This window comes from Cupriavidus sp. 05N38 (assembly GCF_056397345.1).
Map to the genome: position 1 here is coordinate 90636 of NZ_JBFTNF010000029.1, position 25478 is coordinate 116113.

The following is a 25478-nucleotide window of genomic DNA, read 5'->3' on the forward strand; positions in this document are numbered from 1 at the left end:
AGTTCAGCCCTCCGTGCCCTGGAGTTGGATCGAAACGCCGGGGCCCTGCACGCTGAGTTGCGCATAGGGTGCGGCGCGTGCCGTGAGTCCGGCCAGGAGTGCATCCGCTGGCGTGGTGGGTACATAACGCAGCGCGTCTGGTGAAGCCGGTGCAGGAAGCGATTCCGGTGCGACGCCGCAGGCAAGGAAGAGCACCAGCGCCGCGTCATTCGACGTGGGATGTGCCGCGCGCAATGCGGCGAGCGATGGTGCCGCTGCCTTGGGCACCGCACCGACACGCTGGAGCAACCCGGCGTCGACATTGCCTGCCGCCGCGCCGTGAACCTGCTGCAAGGCGCGGCGCACGCCGGGCCGAAGCTCGGCATAGCGCGGCAGGCCCTGCAGGTGCCGCAGCGCCTGTTCCGCAATCGGCCGCGCGAACGGCGCCAGCATCGGCGGCATGCCGATCTCGCTGCGGACCAGCGCGCACTCGTTGGCAAAGGCGTGCAGCTTGTGCGTCAGCCCCAGTTCGGCCAGCCGTTGCATGCACTGCGCAGCGACTTCGCCCGGCAACTGGTGTGCGTAGGGGGCGAGGTCAAAGACCCACGGGCGGGGCGGCGCGAAGCCGTGGCGATCGGCCAGTTCCGCGAGCAGGCGGCCGGCGTCGCCCACGGCGTGCAGTGTCTGCTCGCTCGCCGGTGTTCCCAGGGCCAGCATGCGCAGCGATTTCAGCAGCGTGCCCAGCGCCGGCACCGAGGCGCCGTTGGCGAGCGGCGCGAACGCGGTGTCGAGCCCGGCGATACCCAGCCGTATCGCCTCCAGCGCAACCATGGGACCGAGCGCGGTCTGGCAGCGCAGATGCAGATCCAGCGGCGTGGCGCCCGGTCCCGTGCCCAGTCCCGCGCGCAGCGCGGGCAGCAGCGTGGCCAGGCGGTCCGGGGTCAGCAGGCCGGCTTCGTCGCGCAGCATCACGCGGGCCGCGCCTGCCTCGGCCAGGGCCGCGGCCTGCTCCTGCAACGCATCGTCGCTGTGCGTGGAGCCGGGCGCGAACGGCAGGGCCGCGATCATGGTCAGGCCGAGCGCCTTGCCAGCCTTCAGCACCGGCGCGATACGCGCGATCTCCACCATCGGGTCGAGCAGCACGATCTCGGACACGCCGCGCTGCGCCAGTTCGCGCAACCACAGCGTGACGGCCTCGGTCGGTAGCACATCGATGCCGCGCCTGCCATGTTCCGTCAGCAGCGCAATGGCGGCGCGCAGCGCAATGCCGGGGCAGCGTTCGCGCAGCAGCGCGATGCGCTGCCAGGGGTCTTCGCCCCTCGTCACGCATTGCTGCAGCGTGGCCGGGGAGGCGACTTCGATCGCCGCCGGGGCGGCCGCCGCCAGCCGCGCGGCGACGGCAAGCATCATCGGGGTCGTCATGGCGCCGGCCCAGCGCGCGCTCTGGCCGTCGGTCAGGCTGACGTCGGTGTAACGCAGGGCGGGCGTGCTCATGACTTCACCTCGGCGGCAGCCAGTGCCTGCTTGGCGGCCTGCGCAGCGGCCTTTTGCTCCGCCTTGCGCTGCGGCAGGAAGGTATCTTCGACCCAGCGCGTCGTGACCCGGCCGCCGACGAAGTCTTCATGCGCCAGCACGGCGTCATGGAAGCGCGCGGTCGTGGTCGGGCCTTCGACCTGCAGGCCTTCCAGTGCGGCGCGCATGCGCGCGATGGCTTGCTCGCGCGTGGCCGCATGCACGATCAGCTTGCCGAGCAGCGAATCGTAGTAGGGCGGCACGGTGTAGCCGGCATAGCAATGCGTATCGACGCGGATGCCTTCGCCGCTTGGCACGTCCCAGCGCGAGATCAGCCCCGGACGCGGCAGGAAGTTGCGGTCCGGGTCCTCGGCGTTGATGCGGCATTCGATGGCATGTCCCTGCAGCTGGACGTCGTCCTGCGTGAACGACAGCGGCAGCCCGGCCGCAACCCGGATCTGCTCGGCKACCAGGTCGAAGCCGGTGATCATCTCCGTCACCGGGTGCTCGACCTGGATGCGCGTGTTCATCTCCAGGAAGAAGTACTTGTTATCGCGCTGGTCGACCACGAACTCGATCGTGCCCGCGCCGCAGTAGCCGGCGTTACGTGTCAGGCTCACCGCGCACTCGCCCATGGCCTGGCGCATTGCCGCATCGACCGCCGGGGAGGGTGCCTCTTCGATCAGCTTCTGGTGGCGGCGCTGCGTCGAGCATTCGCGTTCGCCAAGGTAGACCACGTTGCCGTGCGCATCGGCCATCACCTGGATCTCGATATGGCGCGCATGCTCGATGAATTTCTCCATATACAGCGTGGCGTCGCCGAACGCGGACTGCGCCTCGTTGGCGGCCGAGCTCATCAGCGATTCAAGTTCGCTTTCTTCCCTGACCACCCGCATGCCGCGCCCGCCGCCGCCGGCGGTGGCCTTGATCAGCACCGGGTAGCCGATCTGCGCCCCGACGTGGCGCGCATGCGCCACATCGGCCAGCGCGCCGGAGCCGGGTACGCGCGGTACGCCAGCCTGCTCGGCCAGGCCCACGGCGGTGATCTTGTCACCCATCGCATCGATGGCTTCGGCAGACGGCCCCACGAACACCAGCCCGGCCTTGATGCAGGCGCGCACGAACGACGAGCGTTCGGACAGGAAGCCGTAGCCGGGATGCACCGCGTCGCAGCCAGTGCGCAAAGCCGCCTCGACGATCTTGTCGGCACGCAGGTAGCTCTCGGCAGCGAGCGGGGGACCGAGCACGACCATTTCGTCGGCCAGCCTGGCGGCTAGCGTATCGGTGTCCGCTTCGGAGACACCTGCCACCGCCTCGATACCCAGGGTGCGGCAGGCGCGAATCACGCGCACGGCGATTTCGCCACGGTTGGCGACGAACACGCGCCGGATATCGCGCTTTGCCACGGGGGCTTGTGCATTGTTGTTCATATTCAGCCCTCCTGTGCCGGCTTCATCAGCATCACGATCTGGCCGTGCTGCACCGGCTTGCCGTCCTCGACCACGATGCGCTCGACGGTGCCTGCCACTTCGGCCTTGACCGAGTTGAACATCTTCATCACCTCGACCAGACACACCGTGTCGCCGATATCGACCGTGCTGCCCACCGCGACAAAGGCCGGCTGGTCGGGGCTGGGGTGCAGATAGAAGGTGCCGACCATCGGCGCGCGTACCGCAACCAGGCCCGCAGGCACGTCTTCAAGAGGGGGTGGCGCGGCAGACGCACCGGTGGTGCCGGGGGCTTGCGCCGCAGGCACGGCGGCGCGCGGGGCGGCGGACTGCGGTGCCCGCTCTGGCGCGAACGCCGCGGCCCCGGGCTTGCGGGCATGCAGCGCGAACTCGCCGACCGTCACGTCCAGCGATTCCAGGTGTTCAGCGCTGTCGAGGATTTCGAGGATACGACGTACGTCGGTATGGGAAAGGGGCATGGCTTTGTCTCCATCTACGGAAGTGTGCGCGTCTTCGTCAGCGCATGGATTCATTAAATCATGCTCACATTCCTATTGTCAACAATCGTAATGTAGAATAAAGTCCAGTCATCCGACGTGGGGTCGGGCTAATTCAGGAACTCGACATGACGACAGAGACGATTCGATCCGAGATCACCGGCACCGTGTGGAAGGTAGTGGTGGAACCAGGCACCGCGCTGCAGGCCGACGACACCATCATGATTCTCGAATCGATGAAGATGGAGATCCCGGTGCTGGCGCCCGAAGTCGGCAGGGTCCTCAAGCTGCTGATCGCCGAGGGCGAGCCGGTGCGCGAAGGGCAGGAAATCGCGGTCTTCGAAGAAGAGTGAGCGCCATGAAGCACCCGGACGCGGCAGGGGACTCGCAAGGGGCGCCGATGCGCGCCGGCGCGAGCCATCACTTGCAGACGGTGCCGGAGCAGATCGCAGAGCGCATCTTCGCGGCCATCGAACGGGGCGAGTACGCGCCGGGCGAACGCATCCGCGAAGAAACGCTCGCCGAGCAGTTCGCGGTGAGCCGCGGACCGGTGCGCGAAGCGTTGCGCATCCTGGAGAAGGACTCGGTCGTGCGCATCCTGCCCAATCGTGGCGCCCACGTCACGCAGCTCTCCATCAAGGAGGTCTGCGACCTCTTCGATATCCGCCGCGACCTGGTGGCCGCGATGATCCGCCGGCTTGGCCGCCGCAACGATGCGGTCATTGCCTGGATCGACGCCGAAGTGCGCGAGCTTGAAACGGTGGTGCAGGGCTGCGGCCCGGGCGACGCCTATCTCGCCATCATCGACCGCCTGGGCCGCATGCTGGCCGACAGTTCCGGCAACGAGCGGCTCGCTGAAATCCTGGGCTCGCTGGCGCGGCAGACGCGGCGCTACGCCAGGCTCGGGCTGGCCACCGCGGCGCGACGCGAAGCATCGGCACGCATCTGGCGGACGCTGCTGAACGACCTGAAGGCCGGCGACGCGAACCGCGCGGCCAATGCCATCGAACAACTGATCGACGCTTCGCGCCACGAAGCCGTGAGGCAACTGGAGGCGGACACGGCGAGCGCCGGGCGCGAAGCCGCCGGACACGAAAGGGCGAGTGCCGCCCTCCGAACAAAGGACTTGCTCCAATGAGTGCAAAGAGAATCGCAGGCCATGCCCTGTCATGGGCCGCAGCGCAGTTTCGCGACCGGCCCGCGGTCGTGTTCCGCGACCGCAGCTTCAGCTATACGCAGATCGAACGGCGCAGCAATCAGCTCGCCAACGCGCTGATCGGCCTGGAACTGCGTCCCGGCGAACGGCTTGCCGTGCTGCTCAACAACTCGGTGGAGAGCATCGACAGCCAGTTCGGCGCCGAAAAGGCGGCGCAGGCCTACGTGGCCCTGAACGCGCGCCACACCTTGCGCGAGCAGGCGGCGATCCTCAACGACGCCGAGGCTTCGGTGCTGATCGCCGGCGCCGAGTTTCGCGAGATTGCGCAGCAGGTGCGCCATCACGTGCCGTCGCTGCGGCACGTGATCGGCGTGGGCTGGCATGACGCCGGCGTGCTCGGGTTCGATGCGCTGCTCGCCCGCGCTTCGGACCGTTTCCCGGGCCTTGAGGTGCCGGCCGGTCTGCTGCTGCGAATCGCCTACACCTCGGGGACGACCGGCCAGCCGAAGGGCGTTGCCTATAGCATCGAGCGCTGGGAAGCACGCCTGGCCAACCAGTTTGGTGCCATGGAATACGGCCTCGGCATCGATGACGCGATGCTTCACGCCGGCCCGCTCACACACGCGGCCGGGGTGCACCTGCTGCCGTGCTACTTGCGTGGGGCACGCAATATCGTGGCCGACCGCTTCGATGCCGGGCAGGTGCTGGCGCAGATCGCCAGCGATCGCATCACCCAGTTGATGGTGGTGCCTACCATGCTGAGCCGCCTGCTTGAAGCGCTGGCCGCCAACCCCGCCGCGGACGTGTCTGCCCTGCGGCGCGTGCACTACGGCACCGCGCCGACGCCAACCAGCACGATCCATGAGGCGCTGCAGCGGCTGGGTCCGATCCTGCGCCAGCAATACGGCATGACCGAAGCGGTCCAGCCCTTGTCCGTGCTCTACCCGCACGAGCACCTGGAGCACGGCCAGCCCTCGGCGCGCATCGCCTCGTGCGGCCGGCCGACCATGAATGTCGGGATCACGGTGCGCGATGCCGACGGGCAAGCCTTGCAGACCGGTGAGGTGGGCGAGATCGCACTGGCGCACCAGGGCATCGGCGCCGTGGCGTTCTGGCGCCGGCCAGACCTGGAGCGCGAATCCATCCGTGACGGCTGGTATTACAGCGGCGACCTTGGCCGCTTCGACGACGAAGGCTTTCTCTACATCGTCGGCCGCAACAAGGACATGATGATCAGCGGCGGCTTCAACGTCTATGCGCGCGAAGTCGAGGACGCGCTGCACGCGCATCCGGCTGTAGCGGAGGTGGCGGTGCTGGGCCTGCCCGACGCCGAGTGGGGCGAGGTGGTCGCGGCATTCGTGGTGCGCCGGCCCGGACAGGGCGGCGACGCCGATGCGCTCGGCCGCCATTGCGCCGGGCTGATCGCCGGCTACAAGAAGCCACGCGTGATCGAGTTTGTCGACGCGCTGCCGCGCAACCATGCCGGCAAGGTGACCAAGAACGACTTGCGCGACGCCTACCTGGCGCGCCATGCAGAAGGAGCGATTTCCAAATGAACACGACTCAGGCAACCCAGCCCGCAACGCAGTCTCCAACCCAACCTGCAACCCAACCTGCCAATGGCGAATGGACGGACGAGCTCCATGAGCTGACACAGCGCCGCGCCATCGCGCATGCACTCGGCGGCGAGGAGCAGGTCGCGCGCCATCACGCACAAGGCAAGCTCACCGCGCGCGAACGTATCGATTACTTGCTCGACGCCGGCAGCTTCGCCGAGATCGGCGTGCTGGCCGGTTCCGTCAAATACGGCGCGGATCGCAAGCGCGAGCAGTTCACGCCCAGCAATGCGGTCGTCGGCATCGGCAAGATCGACGCGCGGCGCACGGTGGTGGCGGCCGACGACTTCACGATCCGCGCCGGCTCGTCCGAAGGCTCGGTATCGGAAAAGTGGATCTACGCTGACCGTTACGCCTGGGAGTACAAGCTGCCGATCGTGCGCATGGTCGACAGCGCCGGCGGCAGCGTCAAGCTGCTCGACAAGCTCGGCCACACCAAGATCCAGGGCTACGCCATGTTGCCGATGACGCAGCTGCTCGGCGCCGTGCCGGTCGTTGGTATCGCGCTGGGCGCCTGCGCGGGCCTTGGCGCGGTGCGGGTCGGTTCCGCCCACCTGTCCATCATGATTCGTGGCAAGAGCCAGGTCTTCGCCGGCGGGCCGCCGGTAGTGAAGCAGGCGCTGGGCCTCGACATCGACAAGGAGGGGCTGGGCGGCTACGACGCGATGCACCGATTCAGCGGCGCGGTGAGCCTGGCCGTCGAAACCGAAGAGCAGGCCCTGGAGGCCACGCGGCGTTTCCTTTCGTACCTTCCCGGCAATGTGTGGGAACAGCCGCCGCGCGTGGCCTGCGAGGATCCGGTCGATCGCTGCGACGAGTGGCTCAACCGCGCGATCCCCGCCGACAAGCGCAAGGTGTTCCAGGCGCGCAAGATCCTGAAGGCGATCTTCGATGAAGGCTCGCTGTTCGAGATGTCGCCGGACTTCGGCGGCTCGACCATCACCTGCCTGGCGCGCCTGAACGGCCATGCGGTAGGCGTGATGACCAACAACCCGATGGTGATGGGCGGCGCCCTGACGCGCGCCGCCGCGCTGAAGATGGCGCGCTTCGTCGACCTGTGCGACACCTTCCACCTGCCCATCGTCAACCTGGCCGATCAACCGGGCGTGATGACCGGCCCCGACGCCGAGCGCGAAGGCACGCTGTCCGCCGCGCTGCAGGCCATGCATGCGATCGAGCAGTCTGGCGTGCCTTGGCTGGCGATCGTGCTGCGGCGTTGCGTGGGCTTGGCCGGCGCCATGCTGAGCCCGTGGCACGGGCCGTCGGGCACCGCGCTGCCGAACCGCTATGCGTGGCCGTCGGCACGCTGGGGCTCGATCCCGGTCGAAGGCGGCGTTGCCGCGGCCTACAAGCAGGACATCGCCGCGGCCGCGGACCCGGTCGCACACCGCCTGGACCTGGAGGCGCACTACCACGCGATCTCCTCGCCGATGCGCACCGCCGAACGCTTCGGTGTGCTCGACATCATCGAACCGGCGAGCACGCGACCGCTGCTTTGCGCCTGGGTCGAAGACGCATACCGGGCCACCGCCCGCCGCCTCGGCCCGGTCGGCCGCACGATGCGCTAAGGGAGGACCACCGGCATGGACACCACGCTCGAACTTCCCGACCCGGTGACGGATACCGCAGCGGGCCCTGGCAGCTACGAGGCACAACGCGCCCGGCTCGACGCCCGTATCCGTGAGGCCCTGGCGATGGGAGGCGAAGCCAAGCTCGCCCGGCGCCGGGCCAGCGGCCATCTGAACGCGCGCGAGCGCATCGCGCAACTGTTGGACGACGGCTCGTTCAGCGAGACTGGCATGCTGGCGGTCTCGGTGCTTCCCGCCGACCGCGGCACATCGCCGGCCGACGCCAAGATCACCGGCACGGGGCGCGTCGACGGACGGCGAGTGGCGGTGGTGTCGAACGACATGACCGTCATGGGCGCGTCGTCCTCGGCGGTCAACATGCGCAAGATCGCCCGCCTGAAGGAGACGGCCACGCGCAGCGGCATGCCGCTGATCTTCCTGGGCGAGTCGAGCGGCTCGCGTGTGCCTGACAGCCTGGGCGCGGAAGCGATGGCCGGTGCCGGCCAGGACCCGCAGCAGTACTGCCGCCGGCGTGAAATTCCTTGGGTGAGCGCGGTGCTCGGGCCTTGCCTGGGCTCGTCGACCTGGTACACCTGCCTTTCCGATTTCGTGGTCATGCGCAAGGGCGCGTTCCTCGCGGTGTCGAGCGCGCGGGTCACGTCGCTGGCCATCGGCGAAGCGGTCGATCCCGGGGAACTCGGCGGCTGGAAGCTGCATGCCGAGCAGACCGGGCTGGTGGACGTGATCGTCGACAGCGACGAGGAAGCGCTGGCGGCAATCCGCCGCTTCCTCGGCTACCTGCCGTCGCACGCCGGCGTCCGCCCGCCGAGCCTCCCGGCTGCCAAGGCGACCGCGCCCGACGCGGACAGGCTCCTCGAACTCGTGCCGTCGGCGCGCAGCAAGACCTACGATATGCGCAAGGTCATCGCCGGCATCGTCGACGAAGGCAGCTTCTTCAACCTGAAGGATCGCTTCGGTCGTGCCGCGGTGACCGGCCTGGCGCGGCTGAATGGYGAGAGCGTGGGCATCGTCGCCTCGAATCCGATGTTCAAGGGCGGCGCGATGGACCMCGAGGCTTGCCGCAAGGTCACGTCGTTCCTGGTGATGTGCGATTCGTTCAACATACCGATCCTCTTCCTGGTCGACACGCCGGGCTTCCTGGTCGGCATCGAGGGCGAGCGCAAGGCTGCACCCGCGCATATCATGAACATGATTCACGCCGTGCAACTGTGCAGCGTGCCTAAGCTGTCAGTCATCCTGCGCAAGAGCTACGGCCAGGCCTACATCAACATGGGCGGCGGCCGCAACAGCGACGAGGTGGCGGCCTGGACCAGCGCCGACACCAGCTTCATGGACCCGCAGATCGGCGTCAGCGTGCTCCACGGCATCAAGCGCGAGGACGACCCGGCGCGCTTTGACCGACTGAAGGCCGAACTGGCGCGCGATACCTCGGCCTACGCACTGGCCGGCGCCTTCGGCGTACAGGCCGTGATTCCCCCGCAGCAGACCCGCGCCTGGCTGATCGAAGCATTGGCCACCCATCGCCGCGAAGGTAACGGCGGCATCGGCCAGCACGAGATGCGCGCGTGGCCGACGTACATCTGAATGCACTTCGACCAGTAGGCTTAACCCAAGGGATGCCAGACGTGAAAACCACTACCCTGTCGGCCGTAACGGCCAACACCCCCCTGAACGCGCCCGCCGGGCTGTCGCGTGCCCATGCGTGGGTCGTGTTCGCGCTCACCTTTGGCCTGATGCTGTCCGACTATCTGTCGCGCCAGCTCATCGGCGCGGTATTTCCCGCCTTGAAAGCCGAATGGGCGCTCTCCGACTCGCAACTCGGGATGCTGGTGAGCGTGGTCTCGCTTGCCGTCGGCGTGCTGTGCGTGCCGATTTCACTGGTCTCGGACCGCTGGGGACGAGTCAAGAGCATCACGCTGATGGCCTTCGTGTGGTGCCTGGCGACTATCGCCTGCGGCCTGGCGCAGAGCTATGGCCAGTTGCTGCTGGCGCGGATGTTCGTCGGCCTCGGCGAGGCGGCTTACGGTGCAGCGGGGGCCGCGTTGCTGGCCCATGTGTTTCCCGCCAGGCAGCGCGCCGCGGTGCTGGGCGCATTCCTGTCGGCCGGCTTGTTCGGGTCCGTACTCGGCGTGGTCGTCGGGGGCGCCGTGGCGGCCCAGGCGGGGTGGCGCATGGCCTTCTTTGCCGTGGGGGCGCCGGGCCTGCTGCTGGCCCTGATCTATCCCTTCGTCGTGCGCGACTACAAGACCGCCGCGTTGAGCGCCGAGGGGCAGGGGGATGCCGCGCCGGCCCGGCTGCGCCTCGGCCAGATCGCGCGCGAAGTGTTTGCCGCGCGCTCGGGCAATCTCACCTACGTCGCGAGCGGATTGCAGATGGCAATACCGGCGATCCTCATTGCATGGCTGCCGACATACCTCGGCCGCTACCAGGGCATGGACGTGAAGCAGGCAGGGCTGATGGCCGGCGTGGCCGTGCTGGCTTCCGGCATCGGCATGATCTTTGGCGGCGGTCTGGCGGACCGGCTTAGCGCCAGGCATCCGCGACGCCGGGCGCTGGTGCCCGCCGCCTATGCGGTGCTGTCGGCTCTGGTACTGATTACCGCATTCGCGCTGCCGCCCGGTCCGCTGGCCCTGGGCCTGATCTTCCTTGGCGCATTGTTCGCCGCCGCGCACGGAGGCTGTTCCGGGGCCATCGTTTGCGATGTCACCCATCCCGGCGTGCGCGCGACGGTGACGGCGATCATCTCCCTGGCCAACAACCTGATTGGCCTCGCGCCGGGCCCCCTGCTCGTCGGCGCGTTCTCGGACGTTCTCGGCCTGAAGCCGGCACTGACGCTGGCGCCCGTGTTTGCGCTGGCGGCGGCGGTCTTCTTCGTCCTGGCCTCGCGCACCTACGAGGCAGATGCCGCGCGCCATCGCACAAGCGGGACGCAAGAGCCAGCCTGACCGTATTTCGTGATCGTTCGRCCCACACAGTTAGAACAGAAGACAGGGGCGGGAGGTGTGCCGCTCTTTGGCTCGCTTGTCGCCTTTCTGTCTGACCGCCGTCCCGTGCCGGGCGTTCTGGAAACGCCTGCATTGGGGGAGCGTCGGGTGTGGGCAAATCATCTGCCCTTACGCGTTGGTTTGAGACCGTCTCGATGCGACCCGCCGTGATCAACGGTCTCAAGGCCTCTGCCCAGGGCGCCACGGCCCCTGGCTTCAGGTCTACTAATCCGCACTCGCTTCGCGCAAGCTTCTCTTCTTGACTTCCATTTAGATGGTACCTACAATCTATTTAAGATTGTTAGCGACCACACACAACAGGAGCGGCGAGATGAGGAAGACGAAGGTCGAGACGGCGGAAACCCGTCGACGCATTGTCGAGGTTGCCGCGCGGGAATTCCGGCTGAACGGCATCCAGGCGACGGGGCTGAGCGACGTGATGTCTCCGTTGAACCTTACGCAGGGCGGCTTCTATCGGCATTTCGACTCGAAGGACCAGTTGGTTGCAGAAGCGTGTTCTCAGGCCATGACTGAAGTGATCGAGGGGCTGACAACGGTCGCTCGCGACAGTCAGGCTGCCAGCGGTTTCGCCGCCATGGTGGAAGCCTACGTGTCTCAGGCCCACCGCGACACACCGACCGGCGGATGCCCTCTGGCGGCAATGGGAAGCGAACTCGCCAGGGCCGATAAACAAACGCGCGCGGCCGCCGCGCAAGGTTTTGATGATCTGGTCGACGTACTGGCGAAGCAACTGGCGGACAAGCCGCCGCAGGAAGCCAGGTCGTCTGCCGTGTTCGCGCTGGCAGCCATGATCGGGGCCGTCACGATGTCAAGAGTCGTTGAAGATGCCGACGCTTCAACGGCGATTCTGGAGGATGTGAAGCAACACCTCGGGGCGATGTAAACCTGTCGGACACATTCACAGATTGGAGTAATTAATGGAACAGCGCAAATTCCTCATCACGGGCGCCACGGGCAAGACCGGCGTCTACACCGTCCGGTTCCTGCTGAAGGCGGGGCACGCGGTTCGCGCCTTCGTACACCAGGAGGATGAGCGGAGCGCAGCCCTGCGCGAAGAAGGGGCAGAGATTTTCGTCGGCGACCTCCTCGAGCACGACGACGTGATTCGCGCCATGGACGGAGTGGACGGCGCGTACCTGTGCTATCCGGTTCGTCCCGGCTACATCCAGGCCACCTCGTACTTCGCTGATGCCGCACGGCGTGCCGGCGTCGAGGTCGTGGTCGAGATGTCGCAAATCTCGGCGCGGGAAGATTCCAGGAGCCATGCCGCGCGCGATCACTGGATTGCCGAGCGCGTTCTCGACTGGTCCGACGTTCCGGCAGTCCATATTCGCCCGACGTACTTCTCCGAATGGCTGACATTTCCGTGGGTGCTCGATCCTTTGGTGCAGGAAGGCAAGATCACGCTGCCCTACGGGGAAGGGCGTCATGCGCCGATCGCAGCCGAGGACCAGGCGCGTCTGATCGCCAACATTCTCGCGGAACCCGCAGGCCATATTGGCAAGACTTACTCTCTATTCGGCCCCGTCGAGCTGAATCAGCAGGAGATCGCCAGCGAGATCAGCAAGGTGCTGGGACGCGAGATCACCTATGTGCCATCGACCCTCGAGCAATATCGCGAACATCTGGAGAAGTACAAGCTGCCTGAGTTCGTGATCCAGCATTTCCTTGAAACCGCCATCGACTATCAGAACGGAATCTTCTCCGGTACGGATGGCGTTATCGAAGAAATCACGGGCAAGGCGCCGCAGACCGTGGCTGCGTTTGTACAGGCCAATCGCCAGGTGTTCCAGGCGTAATTTCGCCAGGAACCTGCCGCCCACACAGTCCAATGATCGTGTGGGCGGACGGGCGGGGGCGCAGGTTCATGAAAGGCGGTGGTAGCACGAAATCCAATTCGAACGGTACATCCGGCATTGGCCTTGAACCGATCAGGAGAAAGAAGTGAGCATCCCTGTCACTATCGGTGGCTTGATTGCGCCCGATTCGGAACTGATACGCCCACGCTAGCCGCGACAAGGGACATACGCGCCGAAGCGCAGTTTCAGCAGTGCTTCGCTTACCACCTCCCGCCTCCCGCCTTGCTCCTCCAATAGCGTGGCTTTTCTCACAAACTCCACGGTGCCTGCTTCACTGGCCAGGAGGGCTTCCCCGACCTGGACAGACCAACACGCCTCCGATCCGTGCGCGGCCCGCCATTCGTGCAACCGCCGCGTCAGCAATTGCAGGTCATACTCCTGCGTCACCCCGATCGCCCCATGCAGACCATGCGCGCTCGCGGCTACCAGTTGCGCCGCCTCGCTGCTGCGTGCCTTCGCAATCGCCGCCGTCAGTCGCTGCGGCTGCGTGCCGTTGGTGCCGAAGGCGAGCTCGGCGGCCACCGTGGCGGCGGCGATGTGCTCGGTCATGACCGCCAGTTGATGCTGGATCGCCTGGTACTTGCCAATCGACTTGCCGAACTGCGAGCGGTCCTGGCAGTACTGGAGCGTCATCGCGCCGACGCGCGCGGCGGCCCCCGCGATCAGCGCGGCGTGGAGTGCGGCGCCCCATGCCTGGACGTCGGCGGAGGTCGCACCGGGCAGAGGCGTGGCGACATCGCCGGGCAGCCAGCGCAATGTCGCGCGCTGGCTGCCGCGCACGCCTGTGCCGATGCGCTCGGCCCCGCGGCAGTCGAGCAGATGCAAACCGTCAGCCGTGCCGGCCAGGGTGAAGTCGGCGACCGCACCGAACGGCGTGTATGCGCACACGAGCGCGCCGTTGGCCTCGCGGCGGCACGACTGGGCCAGCGTGATCATGCCGCCCGGCGCGGCGGTATCGGTGCGTGCGAGCAGCGCGCGGGCGGCGATGCTTTGCGCGAGCGGCACCGGCACGGCGTGGCTGCCGATGGTGGTGAAAATCGAAAAGAGGTCGGACAGCGACAGTCCCGCACCGCCGGCGTCTTCGGCGGCTAGCAGTTCGAGAAATCCGGCGTCGGCGAGCGCGTTCCACGCAGGCGCGGGATCGGCCCCGGCTTCGATCGCGCGAATGGCAGCCGGCGTGAATTGGTCCTGCAGGATGGCTTCAATGGCTTCTGTGAACATGGGTGGTCTCCCGTATATGGCCTGCGGGGGCGTCTCAGCGCAGGCCTAGCGCGCGCGCGATCATGCCGCGCAGGATTTCGCGCGTGCCGCCGCGCAGCGAGAAGGTCGGCGAAATCTGGCTCAGGTATGCGACCGTGCGGTACAACTCGGGGTCGGGCGGCGAGTCCGGGTCGGCGGCCATCGCGGATTCGATATAGGCCGGAATGGCCTGTTCGATCTCCGTGCCGAGGTCTTTCACGAGCGCGGCTTCGACCACCGGGCTTTCGTGGCGTGCGAGCTTGGCCGTCACGGCGACCGACATATTGCGCAGCGTGGCGATATGCGTGACGAATCGACCGAGCGCGGCAGCCTCTTCGCGCGTGGCGCCATGGCGGCGCAGGTGGTTCGCCCACAGGTCGAGCAGCACGATGCTCGAGTAGATGCGCTCCGGCCCGCTGCGCTCGAAAGCAAGTTCGGCATTGACCTGCTCCCAGCCGCTGCCTTCTTCGCCGATCAGCGTGTCGGCGGCAAGCTCGACGTTGTCGAAGACGACTTCGCAGAAATGCGCGTCGCCTGTGAGGTCGTGGATCGGGCGGATCGTGACGCCCGGCAGCGACAGATCGACGATGAGTTGGGACAGCCCTTTCTGTTTGTCCTCCGGCGCGCCCGACGTGCGCACCAGTGCGATCATGTACTGGCAGTGATGGGCATTGGTCGTCCAGATCTTCTGCCCGTTCAGCCGCCAACCCGTCCCGGTCGGCGTGGCGCGGCTGCGTACGCTGGCGAGGTCGGAGCCGGAATTGGGCTCGCTCATGCCGATGCAGAAGAATGCCTCGCCACGGCACAGGCGCGGCAGGTAGAACTGCCGCTGCGCTTCGCTGCCATAGCGCAGGATCTGCGGACCGCTCTGGCGGTCGGCGATCCAGTGCGCGGCGACGGGTGCGCCCGCGCTCAGCAGTTCCTCAACGAGCACGAAGCGGCGGAACGCATCGATCCCCGCGCCGCCATAGGCGGGCGGCAGCGTCAGCCCGACCCAGCCGCGCGCGGCGAGGCGACGGCTGAAATCGGCGTCGAAGCCCATCCACGAGCGCGCGCGGCGCTCGGCGGACGCCGCCGGCTGGTGATCTGCGAGGAATTGCCTGACTTCGGCGCGGAAGGCCTCGGCCTCGGGCGGAAGCTCGGCGAGGCGGAAGGTTTGCAGCAACTGGTTCAGCATCACTATTTCCCCGTGAATACGGCGGCACGGCGCGCGGCCGTGGCGGCCACGCCTTCGGCGAAATCGGCAGTCTGCACCTGCCATTCCTGTTCCGACGCCTCGCGGTCCACGGCGGCAGACACGGCGTCGGCCAGGCCCTGGCGCAGCGTGGCGCGGGTCGACACCACGGCCAGCGGCGCCGATGCCGCGATTTCCTGCGCGAGCATCACGGCGTGCTCGAGCACGGCGTCGTCCGGCGCCAGCACGTCGGCCAGACCGATCTCGACCGCCTCGCGGCCGGTGATCCGGCGTCCGGTGAACAACAGCTTCGTAGCCTGCTGCATGCCGATCAGGCGAGGCAGCGTGACCGACAGCCCGAAGCCCGGATGAATGCCGAGCCGGTTGAAGTTGACCGCGAAGCGCGCGGCGTCGCTGGTCACACGGAAATCGGCCACCAGTGCGAGTCCGACGCCGCCGCCGATGGCCGGGCCATGTACCGCGGCGATGATCGGCTTGCGCGTGCGAAACAGGCGCACGGCGTGCTTGTAGATCCGGCGCGGCATCTGCGGATCGGTGGGGCCGCCCGAGAAATCGGCGCCGGCGCAGAAGGCCTTGCCTTGCGCGGCGAGCACGATGGCGCGGCACGACGCATCGTCGTCGAGGCGTTCGAAGATCGCAACGAGGTCATGGATCAACGCCTCGTCGAAATAGTTGTGTGGGGGACGTACCAGCTCGACGATCGCCACGTGGCCGTCATGGCGCACGGCGATGTCCCGGGAGTCTTGATGAGATTGCATGGAGGTCTCCTGTATCGCTTCTTTTGTACAAAGTGCCATCACGACATGGTGGCACCGAGGCGCGCGGTGGCTTGCCGCGCGTCGGCCATCAGCCGTGCGACGATGGCACCGGCCGGCTCGATGCGATCGGCGAATCCGCCGGCCGGTCCGAGTGACACGATGCCCGCTTCGACATCGCCGCCTTCGTACACGCGCTCGCGCGTGCGGGCCGAGAGAATCAGGTCGCCGAACTCGGCATGCGAGCGCGCACCCTGCGCTTCGAGTTGCTGCACCGCGCGGGCGGTGTCGTTCGCCAGTACGCGCCAGGTGTCGCCGAGCGTATCGAGGATGGCGACCGAGCAATGTTCGTCGGACGCCGCGATGCGTTCCTTTAGCGCCCGATGCGCGATGATCTCGTCGGCCACCATGAAGCGGCTGCCGAGCACCACGGCGTCGGCGCCCATCGCAAGCGCAGCGGCAATCTGGCGGCCGCTGCCAATGCCGCCGCCGATCGCCAGCGGCACGCGCACGCGTTCCAGCGCAAAGGCGCCGTTGACGAACGCCGATAGCTTGTTGGCGCCGGGATGGCCGCCTTCTTCCAGTCCGACCAGCGCCACCGCATCCACGCCCAGCCGCTCTGCCGACAGCGCATGGCGCACGCTCGGGCATTTGTGGATCAGCACGCCGCCGCCGCGCTGGATCGGGCCGACCAGCTCCGCCGGCGAATTGCCGGCGCTTTCGAAATGCCGCACGCCTTCTTCGAGCGCGATGCGGACCCAGTCCTGCACGGCAGCGTTGTGGCCGGCGCGGCGCGCCAGCGTCAGGTTGACGCCAAACGGCTTGCCGCCGGTCAGTTCACGGCAACGGCGCAGGTCCTGGCGCAGCGCGTCAGGCGTGGCGAACGAGCGCGCCGTGATGAAGCCCATCGCCCCGGCGTTGACGACAGCCGCCACCACGCCGGATTCGCCGAGATGGTGCATGCCGCCGAGCAGGAGCGGGTGACGGATGCCGAACAGGTCGGTCAGGCGCGTGCGGAACCGCGCGGCCGTCATGACGGCTTCCAGTAGCGTTCGCGCAGCGAGGTCTTGTAGAGCTTGCCGGTCGGCAGACGTGGCATCGCGTCGATAAAGTCGAGCGAGCGCGGGACCATGTACTTCGCCACCTTCGTGCGCAGGTAGGCGAGCAGTTCCTCCGCCAGTTCCGGGGTCGGGCTGACGCCTGCCGCCGGCTCCACGATGGCCTTGACCTCCTCGCCCATCTCCGGATTCGGCACCCCGATGACGGCGGCGTCGCCCACACTGGGATGGATCACCAGCGCATCCTCGATCGCCTGCGGATAGATGTTGACCCCGCCCGAAATGATCATGAACGCCTTGCGGTCGGTCAGGTACAGATAGCCGTCGGCATCGACATGCCCCACGTCGCCCACCGCGGTCCAGCTCGGATGGCGTGGGTGCTGCGCGGCGCGTGTCTTTTCCGGATCGTTGTGGTAGTGGAACGGCAGCGTGTCGCGCTCGAAGTACACCGTCCCGGTCTTGCCGGCAGGCAACTCGTTGCCGTCATCGTCGCAGATGCGGATGCGGCCGAGCAGGGCCGTGCCGACTGATCCGGGGTGGGCCAGCCATTCCTGCGTGTCGAGGCTGGTCGACCCGTTGCCTTCGGTGGCGGCGTAGTACTCGTACAGGATCGGTCCCCACCAGGCGATCATGTCGCGCTTGGTTTCCTGCGGGCATGGAGCGGCCGCATGAATGGCCACGCGATGGCTTGACAGGTCGTACGCGCCGCGCGCCGCGCCATCGAGCTTGAGCATGCGGATGAACATGGTCGGCACCCACTGGCTATGGGTGACTCGATGGCGTTCGATCATGCGCAGCGCGTCTTCGGCGTCGAACTTCTCCATGAAAATGACGGTACCGCCGCCGAACTGCGTTTCCAGCCCGTAGCCCAGTGGTGCCGTGTGGTACAGCGGCGCCGGGGACAAGTACACGGTATTGGCGTCGAAGCCGTAGCGGTCGAATTGCGGGCGGCGCGCGGAGCCGGAGCCCTCGGTGACCTTGCCTTCGGCCTGGGCGCGGAGGATACCCTTCGGGCGTCCCGTTGTGCCGGAGCTGTAGACCATCGTGGCGCCGAGCCATTCGTCGGCCAGGCGCTCGGCGGGGCAGGCAGCAACTTCTGCTTCGTAGCTGTCCCAGCCAGGAATCGTGCCATCGATCATCAGCCGCTTGCGGCAGGTCGGCATGATGTCGCGCAGGGCCGTGGCCAGGTCGCGCATGGCCCAAGAGGTCACGACGACCTGGGCATTGCTGTCTTCGATGATATAGGCGGCCTCCGGGGCGGTCAGGTAGCGGTTGACCGGCGTGATCAGCAGCCCGGAGCGCAACGCGGCCCAGCACACCTCGAAGCAGCGGATATTGTTCTCCAGCACCATGGCAAGGTGGTCGCCACGGCGCAGGCCAAGCGCGTAGAGGTACTGGGCGAAGCGGTTGGAGCGTTCGTCAAGTTCTTGGTATGTGAGCAAATCTCCCGTGGTGCCGTTGATGACGGCGGGCTTGTCGGGCGTCTGCGCGGCGTGGTCGCCGAGGTATTTCGGGGTTTTCGTCATGGCTTGGGCTCGCGATCAGCGTTGCGGAATCTCGCCGGAAACATCGGCGTTGGCGGCGGCCTGGCGCACCAGTGCCGGAATCTCGGCGACCACTTCCTGCGCAGGCGCACTGGCGGCGCCAGTGACGACGACGCGGTTTTTGCAGATCTGTTGTTGCATGGTTGCTTCTCTGAGTATTCCGATGGATGCTCGATGGTCCTTCGCGGGGCGCCGCGAAGGACCGCGCCGGTGACTAGCGCGCGCTGACGTCGTAGGTCTTGACGATCGATGCGTAGCGCCCGCGCTCCGCATCGATCATCCGGCTCATTTCCTTCCCGGGCATGCCGAGTACGCCGGCGTACAGCGTCTGTGCGGCGAAGCTCTTGAACTCGGCGGAGCCGATGGCCTTGAGCAATGCGTCCTCCAGCCTGGCGACGACCGGCTCCGGCGTTTTCGCGCTGACCGCGAAGCCCACCCAGACCGTCAGCTCGTAGCCGGGCAGACCACTTTCGGCGACCGTCGGGACATCGGGCAGTTCGGGATGGCGTGCGCGGGTCGTGACAGCCAGTGGGCGCAGCTTGCCGGCACGGATGAGCGGCAGCGCGCCGCCGAGATCGAGCAGCGCCGCGTCCACGGCGCCCCCCATCACGTCGGTCTGGGCCTGAGATGCGCCCTTGTAGAGGACGTGGTTGAACTCGACCCCGGACATCTGCTGCATCTGCAGCGCGCCGAGCCGGTAGTGGTAGCTGTAGTTCGCCAGGCTGACCGAGTTCGGCGCCTTCTTCGCGGCGGCCAGAAAGTCGCCGAACGTCTTGTACGGCGACGACGGGCCCGTCACCAGTACCGACGTGGCGCGGATCGCGGCGGCGAGCGGACGCAGGTCGCGCCTGGGATCGTAGGGCAGGTGATCGTGCACCAGCGGGTTGATGACCATCGCGCTGGGCGAGATCATCAGCACGCTGTAGCCGTCGGGCGGTGCCGTGAGGACGCTCTGCGTGGCGATGATGGTGTCGGCGCCAGGCCGGTTTTCCACCACGGCCGGCTGCCCCAGCAACTTGCCGGCGCGCTCCGCCACGAAGCGGGTTACGGTGTCGGAACCGCTGCCTTGCGTGAGCGGAACGACAAAGCGCAGCGGCCGCGAAGGGTAGCTGTCGGCGGCGCCGGCCAGTGCCGGCAGCAGTATGGCGAACGTTAGCCCAAGGCCCGCCAGCCAGGTGAGTCGTGCACGCTTCATGTTTGTCTCCTCCTGCGTTCTTGTGTCGTTCAGTTCTTGCCGTACAACGTGACCACGCAGGCGCCACCCAGTCCAAGGTTGTGCTGCAGGGCCAGCCGCGCGCCTTCCACCTGGCGCTGCTCCGCCGTGCCGCGCAACTGGTGCGTCAGCTCGAAGCACTGCGCCAGCCCGGTTGCGCCGAGCGGGTGTCCCTTCGACAGCAGCCCGCCGGACGGACCCACCACCACCTTGCCACCGTAGGTGTTGTCGCCGTCGCGCACGAATTTTTCCGCGCCGCCTTCCGGGCAGAAGCCGAGCGCTTCATAGCTGATGACTTCGTTCTGGGCGAAGCAGTCATGCAGCTCGCAGACATCGATATCCTCGGGGCCGACACCGGCCTTCTCATAGACCCGGTTGACTGCGGAGCGGGTCATATGCGTGCCGACGTAGTTCAGCATCGACGGCGGGTCGAACGAGGCGAGCGGATCCGTGGTGAGCGCCTGCGCCAGGATCTGCACGTCGGTGCGCAGGCCGTGCTTGCGGGCGAAGCGCTCCGAAACGAGGATGGCCGCCGCGCCGCCGCAGGTGGGCGGGCATGCCATCAGGCGGGTGAGCACGCCGGGCAACAGCGGGGTGTCGTTCAGCACGTCCTCGGTGGTCACCACCTTGCGGAACAGCGCCAGCGGATTGTTGGCAGCGTGGCGGCTGGCCTTGGCGCGCACCGCGGCAAAGGTCGCGAGGCTCGTGCCGTAGCGTTGCATGTGCTCGCGGCCGGCGCCGGCGAAGGTGCGCACCGCTTGCGGCAGATGGGCCATGTCGGCGGTCAGGCCATGCATGATGGGCTGGAAGCGGGCGCGCGTGACAGGACGGTCGTCCCAGTGCGATTTCAGCGCCCCGGCCTGCATCTGCTCGAAGCCGAGGGCCAGCACGCAGTCGGCGTCGCCGGTGGCGATTGCCTGGCGTGCCAGGTACAGCGCGGTCGAGCCGGTCGAGCAGTTGTTGTTGACGTTGACGATGGGGATGCCGGTCATGCCGACCTCGTACAGGGCGGTCTGGCCACACGTGGAATCGCCGTAGACGTAGCCGGCAAACGCCTGCTGCACGTCGCTGTAGGCAATGCCGGCGTCGGCCAGCGCGCGGCGTGCGGCCTCCGCGCCCATTTCGGTGTAGCTTGCGCACGCGCCCGGCTTGGCAAAGGGAATCATGCCGACGCCGGCAACCAGTACTTTTTCGCTCATGGTGATTGTTCCTCGGGAAAAATGATGAAATCAGAGCTTGCGCGAGATGAGATCGCGCAGGACCTCGCTGGTGCCGCCGAAGATGCGCGTCACGCGCATGTCGACGAACGAGCGTGCGATGGGGTATTCCAGCATGTAGCCGTATCCGCCGTGCAACTGCACCATCTCGTCGAGGCACTTCCACAGCGTCTCGGTGGCGAAGAGCTTGGCAATGGCTGCCTCCTGCAGCGTGAGCTTGCGCGCCATGTGCTGGCCGATGTAGTAGTCGATCATCGTGCGCACGGCGATGGCCTGTGCCTTGACGTCGGCCAGCTTGAACTTGGTGTTCTGGAAATCCCAGACGGTCTGGTTGAAGGCCTTGCGCGACTTGACATACTCCAGCGTCAACTCGAGCTGACGCTCCAGGCGGGCGGCACTGTAGACGCCGATGATCAGGCGCTCCTGGGGCAGCTCTTCCATCAGGTGGATGAAGCCGCTGTTCTCCACGCCGAGGAGGTTGCTCGCCGGCACCCGCACGTCATCGAAAAACAGCTCGGCGGTATCGGCCGCGTGCTGCCCGACCTTTTCCAGCTTGCGTCCACGGCGGAAGCCCGGGCGGTCGGCCTCGACCATGATCAGGCTCACTCCCTTGGCGCCGGCGCCCGGATCGGTCTTGCAGACCACGACGACCCAGTCGGCGGTCAGGCCGTTGGAGATGAAGGTCTTGCTGCCGTTGATGACCCATTCGTCGCCTTCGCGCACGGCCGTGGTGCGGATCGACTTGAGGTCGGAACCGGTGCCCGGCTCGGTCATGGCGATGGCGAGGATCTTCTCGCCCCGGCAGACGGGGGGCAGCCAGCGTTGCTTTTGCTCTTCCGTGCCAAGCCGGGCGATGTAGGGCGCGGTAATGTCGGAGTGAACCGAGAAACTCGGGCCCGACACGCTGGAGCGGTGGTACTCCTCGGCGAGCACCGCCGCGTGGCCGAAGTCACCGCCGCCGCCGCCATATTCCGTCGGGACAGTGACGCCCAGCAGCCCTTCGCGGCCAGCCTTCAGCCAGATGTCCCGGCCGGCCTGGCCGGCCTGGTCCCATTCCGCCTGGCGCGGGGCACACTCGCGTTCGAAGAAGCGGCGCGCAGTGGCGCGGAACATTTCATGGTCTTCGCGATAGACGCTGCGCTGGATCTCCACTGCAGACTCTCCCAATCCGGTTGGCGGCACCAGAGCGGCACCGCGATGAAGAGAGTGTGGACGGAGCGACGAAAAGAATCCCTACACCCGTGGTGTAGGAAGGCGTCCCGGCTTACCCCAGACGAGGCGCCTGCATCTCACGCAGCCGCGCCACGGCTTCATCGCGGCCGGTCACGCCGAGTTTGGCGTAGACATTGCGCAGGTGGTACTTCACCGTGTCGAGGGAAACATTGAGCACGCGGGCAATCTTCTTGTTCGGCATGGCCTGCGTGAGCAGCCCCAATACTTCGTTCTCACGGTCAGTGAGTGCGGCCAGTGTGCCGGGAAACGCGGGCCGTGGCGCCGTGGCGGGCTGGACGTCTCGCTCCGCCTCGTCGAGCAGTCGTTGCGCATAGAAGGCCAGGATGGGGTCGAGCGCAGGATCGTGGGCGACGTCTGCAATCGCTTCGGGAGCGCGCGGGGAGACGTCAAGCATGCTGCGAACGAGCCCAAGGCGATGACCGAGACGAAGCGCGGCCACCACATGGGTGCGTGCGGTCGCCGTGTTGAGCCGTCCGGCCTCGGCGATGGCCATCAGCATGTGCAGGCTTGCCACGCGACACCAGCGGCCGCCGGCTTCCGAAAGGCGGTGAAGCGGCGTGAGACGTGCCAGCGCCGCGTCGAAGTCATTCTGATGCAGGTGCATGGCGGTGGCAGCCAGATCGGCGCAGACACGCACTTCCCACGCCGTGCTGCGCGTGGCCTCCCGGTATCGGGTTGCCAGTGCCTCCAGGGCGCGCAATGCCGTGGCGCCATCGTGCATGTTCCCGGCTTCCAGATGGAACCTTACGCGCAGCCACCAGGCAGTGGCCAGCAAGCGGTCCGTCTGGCGACGTTGCGCGTAGCGTTCGAGCCGATCGAGGCAGGCGAGCGCTTCCTGGCGGCGTCCGGCCAGCCACCCGGCGCACGACAGTGTCTGCAGCGCGCGCAATACGGTGTCCGGAATGGAGATGCGCTCCAGCACATCGATGCGCCCGGCGAGCATCTGTGCCGCGGCGTCGAAGTCGTTCAGCTCGTACTGCGCCTCGCCCAGCAACGCTGCGGCCATGCATGCGACACCCGCGTAGGTGCGGCCCTGCTGCTCCGATTCGGCCAGCACGTCGCGCAGGATGCGCTCGGCCAGCAGGACTTCGCCTTCGGCAGCGTGCGTCATGCCCGCCATGCAGCGGCCCAGCAGGAGGCCGCGCGGCGCGCCGCCGCAGGGAGCGCCATCCTCGATCACCCGGCGTGCCTCGCCGTATTCGCCGCGATAGATGTGCATCCACGACAGGATGTTGCCGCGCCCGGTGAGCGTGAGATCGTCGGCGTCCCGGGGCACGCGGTGCAGCGTGGGCAAGAGGGCGGCGACGGCGTCGGGGTCATCGCGCACAAGCGCGATGCCGCCACGAAGGATGGCGAGCATGTAGGCCCGGCGCGCCCTGGACATCTCGGGCTGATCGGGCCACGCTTCCAGCCGCCGCAGGCTGCCTTCCAGGGCATCCGCTTCACCGGCGTACATGTGCAGGTAGGCCATCGCCAGTTCCAGGCGGAAGCGGGCGGCGATGGTGGCGGGCGGCAAGCGGCGCAGCAGCGTGGCAAGCTGGCTCAGTTCGCCAATCCTGAGCCGTTCGATGGCGCGCCGTTCCACCATGTCGGCCGCGGCTTCCAGGGCGCCCGCCCCAACGGCATGGGCTACCGCTTCTTCCACCAGTCCCTTTGCCGCAAACCAGTGCCAGGCGGCGGTGTGGATGGCCTCGCGCGCCTCCGCAGGCAGGTCCGCGGCGTGCGCATGCAGGACTTCGCGCAGCAGGGGATGCAGGCGATACCACGCGTCGTCGCCGGTGCCGTCACCGATACGGACCAGGAACAGCCCGTCCAGCGCGAGACCGGCAAGACGCCGGGCGATGTCCGGCCCGGTGTCGGGCGTGTCGAGCAGCGTCGCGCCAAGGGCGCCGCAGAAGCGGTCGCAGGCGGCCAGGCAGGTGAGCAGGTGGCGGTCGGCCGGGGCCAGTCGCACCAGCACCTCGCGCTCGAAATAGCTGGCAAAGCCTTCGGCGTCGCGCACATGGACCGGTACGTAGGCGCCGCCCTGCCGCGTCCGCATGTCCACCGCGAACAGTTGCAGGCCGGCGGGCCAGCCGTCTGTCAGCTCGTGGAGCCTGCTGGCATCCTGCGGGGTGACGGCGCCAAGCTGGTCAAGCAGGAATCGCGCTGACTCGGCTCCGGAAAAGCGCAGGTCACGCAGGTCGAAGCGCGCCGCCATCCCGCGCGCCTCCAGTCGGGCCAGCGACTGCGACACGGGTTCCGGCAGCGGCAGCCGTGAAGCCAGCGCGATATGCAATTGAGGCGGGGCATAGTCGAGCAGCCAGCGCAGTACGGCCAGCGCGCCCGGATCGCGCAGAACGTGGGCGTCGTCCAGCATCAGCACCAGTTCGCGGCGGTACATGGCAATGGCGCGTACTAGCGTGATCACGCAATGCTCGGCGGCGCCTGGCGTGCCGTCGCGGCCCGCGAGTAGCTGGGCATCGCTGACGAGGACTGGGTCCACCGCGGCCAGACTGGCGAGCAACGCATCGAAGAAGCTGACCGCATCGTCGTCATCGTGGGTCAGCGACAGCCATGCGACATCGTAGTCCAGTGACAGAAGCGACTGGCGCCAGGCGACCAGGCTGCTGGTCTTGGCGCTGCCCGCCGGCCCCTGGATTGTCACGCAACGCAGGCCGCGCGCCTCGGTCAGCCGCGCGGTGAGACGCGCACGCGGCATCAGGGGGCGGGCACTGCGCGGTGGCGTGAGCTTGCTTGGCGCAATGGGAGGCGGGACGGGAGCCGTCTGGGGCGGCGTGTCCGTCACGCATGCGGCTGGGGCCATGACAGAAAATCCTCGGGGAAAGCCGGACGGCGGTACGTGTTGCCCTGCGCGGGGCTGGGTGATTATAGGAACGGTCGGCCCCGGCCGGGGAAGCTCCTGCAGCATGCAACCCGATATGGGTGGGGAGATCAGGGAACATTGCCGGCAATACATCACAGGCTACAGGTGTCCGAAGACGGTTGCGTTCCGCGAGGCGCTGCCGCTATCCGGCGCGGGCAGATCTTGAAGCGTGAGCTGCGCGCCATTCTGATCCCATGATGCGGCGCACACACAGCGTTGGGGTTGAGGCGTCTAGCGCACCTGTCAGGCCGCGAATTCATCGGCCGATATCGCTTTCGTCCCGGTGCGACAAGCTTCGGCGGCGAGCGTAGTTCGCACTAGACTGAAGAACGCAGAACTGCCATCTGGGAAAAAATTCTTTGGGAGCGACCCTGCTGAGACGCACGACACGACGGCTGGCGCCTACCCGGAATGGCGCGCCGCCTCCGCCTCCGGAGTCCATCGACATCGCCCACGCGGAAGTCCGGTGCGTGCCTGCGCGATTACGCACGTTTGCC

General features: G+C 67.3%; 21 protein-coding genes. 8 read left to right on the plus strand and 13 right to left on the minus strand.

Going from position 1 to position 25478, the window contains the following annotated elements:
• Positions 1–3: 3 nt before the first annotated feature.
• From AC1DK4_RS20985 to accB, 3 genes are read right to left on the minus strand one after another with little or no spacing between them, the layout of a single operon-like run.
• Positions 4–1473 carry a beta/alpha barrel domain-containing protein gene (locus AC1DK4_RS20985; RefSeq protein ID WP_477131760.1) on the minus strand — a complete coding sequence of 490 codons (1470 nt, stop codon included), beginning with the start codon at positions 1471–1473 and terminating at the stop codon, positions 4–6.
• On the minus strand, positions 1470–2921 hold the full coding sequence (gene accC, locus AC1DK4_RS20990; RefSeq protein WP_441615922.1) for an acetyl-CoA carboxylase biotin carboxylase subunit: 1452 nt from the start codon (positions 2919–2921) through the stop codon (positions 1470–1472). Before accC ends, AC1DK4_RS20985 begins: the two co-directional genes overlap by 4 nt.
• Before the next feature lie 2 nt (positions 2922–2923).
• Positions 2924–3418, minus strand: coding sequence for an acetyl-CoA carboxylase biotin carboxyl carrier protein (gene accB / locus AC1DK4_RS20995; RefSeq protein ID WP_441615921.1), 495 nt, complete (start codon positions 3416–3418; stop codon positions 2924–2926).
• 146 nt (positions 3419–3564) lie between these two features.
• Here accB and AC1DK4_RS21000 point away from each other — a divergent pair, with 146 nt between their 5' ends.
• The 8 genes from AC1DK4_RS21000 to AC1DK4_RS21035 all read left to right on the plus strand — a co-directional run bounded on the left by AC1DK4_RS21000 (position 3565) and on the right by AC1DK4_RS21035 (position 12601).
• The gene (locus tag AC1DK4_RS21000; protein ID WP_441615919.1) at positions 3565–3789 is read left to right on the plus strand and encodes a biotin/lipoyl-binding carrier protein; all 225 of its coding nucleotides are present in this window, start codon (positions 3565–3567) and stop codon (positions 3787–3789) included.
• Positions 3790–3794: 5 nt separating this feature from the next.
• Complete coding sequence (locus AC1DK4_RS21005; RefSeq protein ID WP_441615917.1) at positions 3795–4574, plus strand: GntR family transcriptional regulator; 780 nt, start codon at positions 3795–3797, stop codon at positions 4572–4574.
• Positions 4571–6148, plus strand: a complete 1578-nt coding sequence (locus tag AC1DK4_RS21010; RefSeq protein ID WP_441615915.1) for a class I adenylate-forming enzyme family protein — start codon at positions 4571–4573, stop codon at positions 6146–6148. The genes AC1DK4_RS21005 and AC1DK4_RS21010 overlap by 4 nt, the downstream gene beginning before the upstream one ends.
• Positions 6145–7776, plus strand: a complete 1632-nt coding sequence (locus AC1DK4_RS21015; RefSeq protein WP_477116622.1) for an acyl-CoA carboxylase subunit beta — start codon at positions 6145–6147, stop codon at positions 7774–7776. The genes AC1DK4_RS21010 and AC1DK4_RS21015 overlap by 4 nt, the downstream gene beginning before the upstream one ends.
• 15 nt (positions 7777–7791) lie before the next feature.
• The gene (locus tag AC1DK4_RS21020) at positions 7792–9381 is read left to right on the plus strand and encodes an acyl-CoA carboxylase subunit beta (protein WP_477131761.1); all 1590 of its coding nucleotides are present in this window, start codon (positions 7792–7794) and stop codon (positions 9379–9381) included.
• 41 nt (positions 9382–9422) lie between these two features.
• Complete coding sequence (locus AC1DK4_RS21025) at positions 9423–10742, plus strand: MFS transporter (protein ID WP_441615909.1); 1320 nt, start codon at positions 9423–9425, stop codon at positions 10740–10742.
• Between the two features lie 370 nt (positions 10743–11112).
• On the plus strand, positions 11113–11685 hold the full coding sequence (locus tag AC1DK4_RS21030) for a TetR/AcrR family transcriptional regulator (RefSeq protein WP_441615907.1): 573 nt from the start codon (positions 11113–11115) through the stop codon (positions 11683–11685).
• A gap of 34 nt (positions 11686–11719) precedes the next feature.
• On the plus strand, positions 11720–12601 hold the full coding sequence (locus tag AC1DK4_RS21035) for an NmrA family NAD(P)-binding protein (RefSeq protein ID WP_441615905.1): 882 nt from the start codon (positions 11720–11722) through the stop codon (positions 12599–12601).
• A gap of 207 nt (positions 12602–12808) precedes the next feature.
• Here the strand turns inward: AC1DK4_RS21035 and AC1DK4_RS21040 are convergent, their stop codons facing one another.
• The 10 genes from AC1DK4_RS21040 to AC1DK4_RS21085 form a co-directional block, all read right to left on the minus strand.
• Positions 12809–13882 carry an acyl-CoA dehydrogenase family protein gene (locus tag AC1DK4_RS21040; protein WP_441615903.1) on the minus strand — a complete coding sequence of 358 codons (1074 nt, stop codon included), beginning with the start codon at positions 13880–13882 and terminating at the stop codon, positions 12809–12811.
• A gap of 34 nt (positions 13883–13916) precedes the next feature.
• Positions 13917–15074 carry an acyl-CoA dehydrogenase family protein gene (locus AC1DK4_RS21045; RefSeq protein ID WP_441616498.1) on the minus strand — a complete coding sequence of 386 codons (1158 nt, stop codon included), beginning with the start codon at positions 15072–15074 and terminating at the stop codon, positions 13917–13919.
• Positions 15075–15079: 5 nt separating this feature from the next.
• Positions 15080–15853, minus strand: coding sequence for an enoyl-CoA hydratase/isomerase family protein (locus AC1DK4_RS21050; protein ID WP_441615901.1), 774 nt, complete (start codon positions 15851–15853; stop codon positions 15080–15082).
• A gap of 38 nt (positions 15854–15891) precedes the next feature.
• Positions 15892–16884 (minus strand): NAD(P)H-dependent flavin oxidoreductase, encoded by a 993-nt coding sequence (locus tag AC1DK4_RS21055; RefSeq protein ID WP_441615900.1) that lies wholly within the window; start codon positions 16882–16884, stop codon positions 15892–15894.
• A complete protein-coding gene (locus AC1DK4_RS21060; protein WP_441615898.1) occupies positions 16881–18434 on the minus strand; it encodes an acyl-CoA synthetase in 1554 nt (517 codons plus the stop codon). Before AC1DK4_RS21060 ends, AC1DK4_RS21055 begins: the two co-directional genes overlap by 4 nt.
• Positions 18435–18449: 15 nt before the next feature.
• The gene (locus AC1DK4_RS21065) at positions 18450–18593 is read right to left on the minus strand and encodes a hypothetical protein (RefSeq protein ID WP_441615896.1); all 144 of its coding nucleotides are present in this window, start codon (positions 18591–18593) and stop codon (positions 18450–18452) included.
• Between the two features lie 73 nt (positions 18594–18666).
• A complete protein-coding gene (locus AC1DK4_RS21070; RefSeq protein ID WP_441615894.1) occupies positions 18667–19647 on the minus strand; it encodes a Bug family tripartite tricarboxylate transporter substrate binding protein in 981 nt (326 codons plus the stop codon).
• A 29-nt stretch (positions 19648–19676) separates the two neighbouring features.
• Complete coding sequence (locus tag AC1DK4_RS21075) at positions 19677–20864, minus strand: lipid-transfer protein (protein ID WP_441615892.1); 1188 nt, start codon at positions 20862–20864, stop codon at positions 19677–19679.
• A 30-nt stretch (positions 20865–20894) separates the two neighbouring features.
• Complete coding sequence (locus AC1DK4_RS21080; RefSeq protein ID WP_441615890.1) at positions 20895–22034, minus strand: acyl-CoA dehydrogenase family protein; 1140 nt, start codon at positions 22032–22034, stop codon at positions 20895–20897.
• Between the two features lie 112 nt (positions 22035–22146).
• Positions 22147–24816 (minus strand): LuxR C-terminal-related transcriptional regulator, encoded by a 2670-nt coding sequence (locus tag AC1DK4_RS21085; protein ID WP_441615888.1) that lies wholly within the window; start codon positions 24814–24816, stop codon positions 22147–22149.
• Positions 24817–25478: the final 662 nt, after the last annotated feature.

Excerpts from the sequence above, each read along its gene's own strand:
- AC1DK4_RS20985 (WP_477131760.1), bottom strand. The coding sequence starts at position 1,473 with ATGAGCACGCCCGCCCTGCGTTACACCGACGTCAGCCTGACCGACGGC.
- accB (WP_441615921.1), bottom strand. The coding sequence starts at position 3,418 with ATGCCCCTTTCCCATACCGACGTACGTCGTATCCTCGAAATCCTCGAC.
- AC1DK4_RS21000 (WP_441615919.1), top strand. The coding sequence starts at position 3,565 with ATGACGACAGAGACGATTCGATCCGAGATCACCGGCACCGTGTGGAAG.
- AC1DK4_RS21005 (WP_441615917.1), top strand. The coding sequence starts at position 3,795 with ATGAAGCACCCGGACGCGGCAGGGGACTCGCAAGGGGCGCCGATGCGC.
- AC1DK4_RS21010 (WP_441615915.1), top strand. The coding sequence starts at position 4,571 with ATGAGTGCAAAGAGAATCGCAGGCCATGCCCTGTCATGGGCCGCAGCG.
- AC1DK4_RS21015 (WP_477116622.1), top strand. The coding sequence starts at position 6,145 with ATGAACACGACTCAGGCAACCCAGCCCGCAACGCAGTCTCCAACCCAA.
- AC1DK4_RS21030 (WP_441615907.1), top strand. The coding sequence starts at position 11,113 with ATGAGGAAGACGAAGGTCGAGACGGCGGAAACCCGTCGACGCATTGTC.
- AC1DK4_RS21035 (WP_441615905.1), top strand. The coding sequence starts at position 11,720 with ATGGAACAGCGCAAATTCCTCATCACGGGCGCCACGGGCAAGACCGGC.
- AC1DK4_RS21040 (WP_441615903.1), bottom strand. The coding sequence starts at position 13,882 with ATGTTCACAGAAGCCATTGAAGCCATCCTGCAGGACCAATTCACGCCG.
- AC1DK4_RS21050 (WP_441615901.1), bottom strand. The coding sequence starts at position 15,853 with ATGCAATCTCATCAAGACTCCCGGGACATCGCCGTGCGCCATGACGGC.
- AC1DK4_RS21055 (WP_441615900.1), bottom strand. The coding sequence starts at position 16,884 with ATGACGGCCGCGCGGTTCCGCACGCGCCTGACCGACCTGTTCGGCATC.
- AC1DK4_RS21060 (WP_441615898.1), bottom strand. The coding sequence starts at position 18,434 with ATGACGAAAACCCCGAAATACCTCGGCGACCACGCCGCGCAGACGCCC.
- AC1DK4_RS21065 (WP_441615896.1), bottom strand. The coding sequence starts at position 18,593 with ATGCAACAACAGATCTGCAAAAACCGCGTCGTCGTCACTGGCGCCGCC.
- AC1DK4_RS21070 (WP_441615894.1), bottom strand. The coding sequence starts at position 19,647 with ATGAAGCGTGCACGACTCACCTGGCTGGCGGGCCTTGGGCTAACGTTC.
- AC1DK4_RS21075 (WP_441615892.1), bottom strand. The coding sequence starts at position 20,864 with ATGAGCGAAAAAGTACTGGTTGCCGGCGTCGGCATGATTCCCTTTGCC.
- AC1DK4_RS21085 (WP_441615888.1), bottom strand. The coding sequence starts at position 24,816 with ATGCCGCGTGCGCGTCTCACCGCGCGGCTGACCGAGGCGCGCGGCCTG.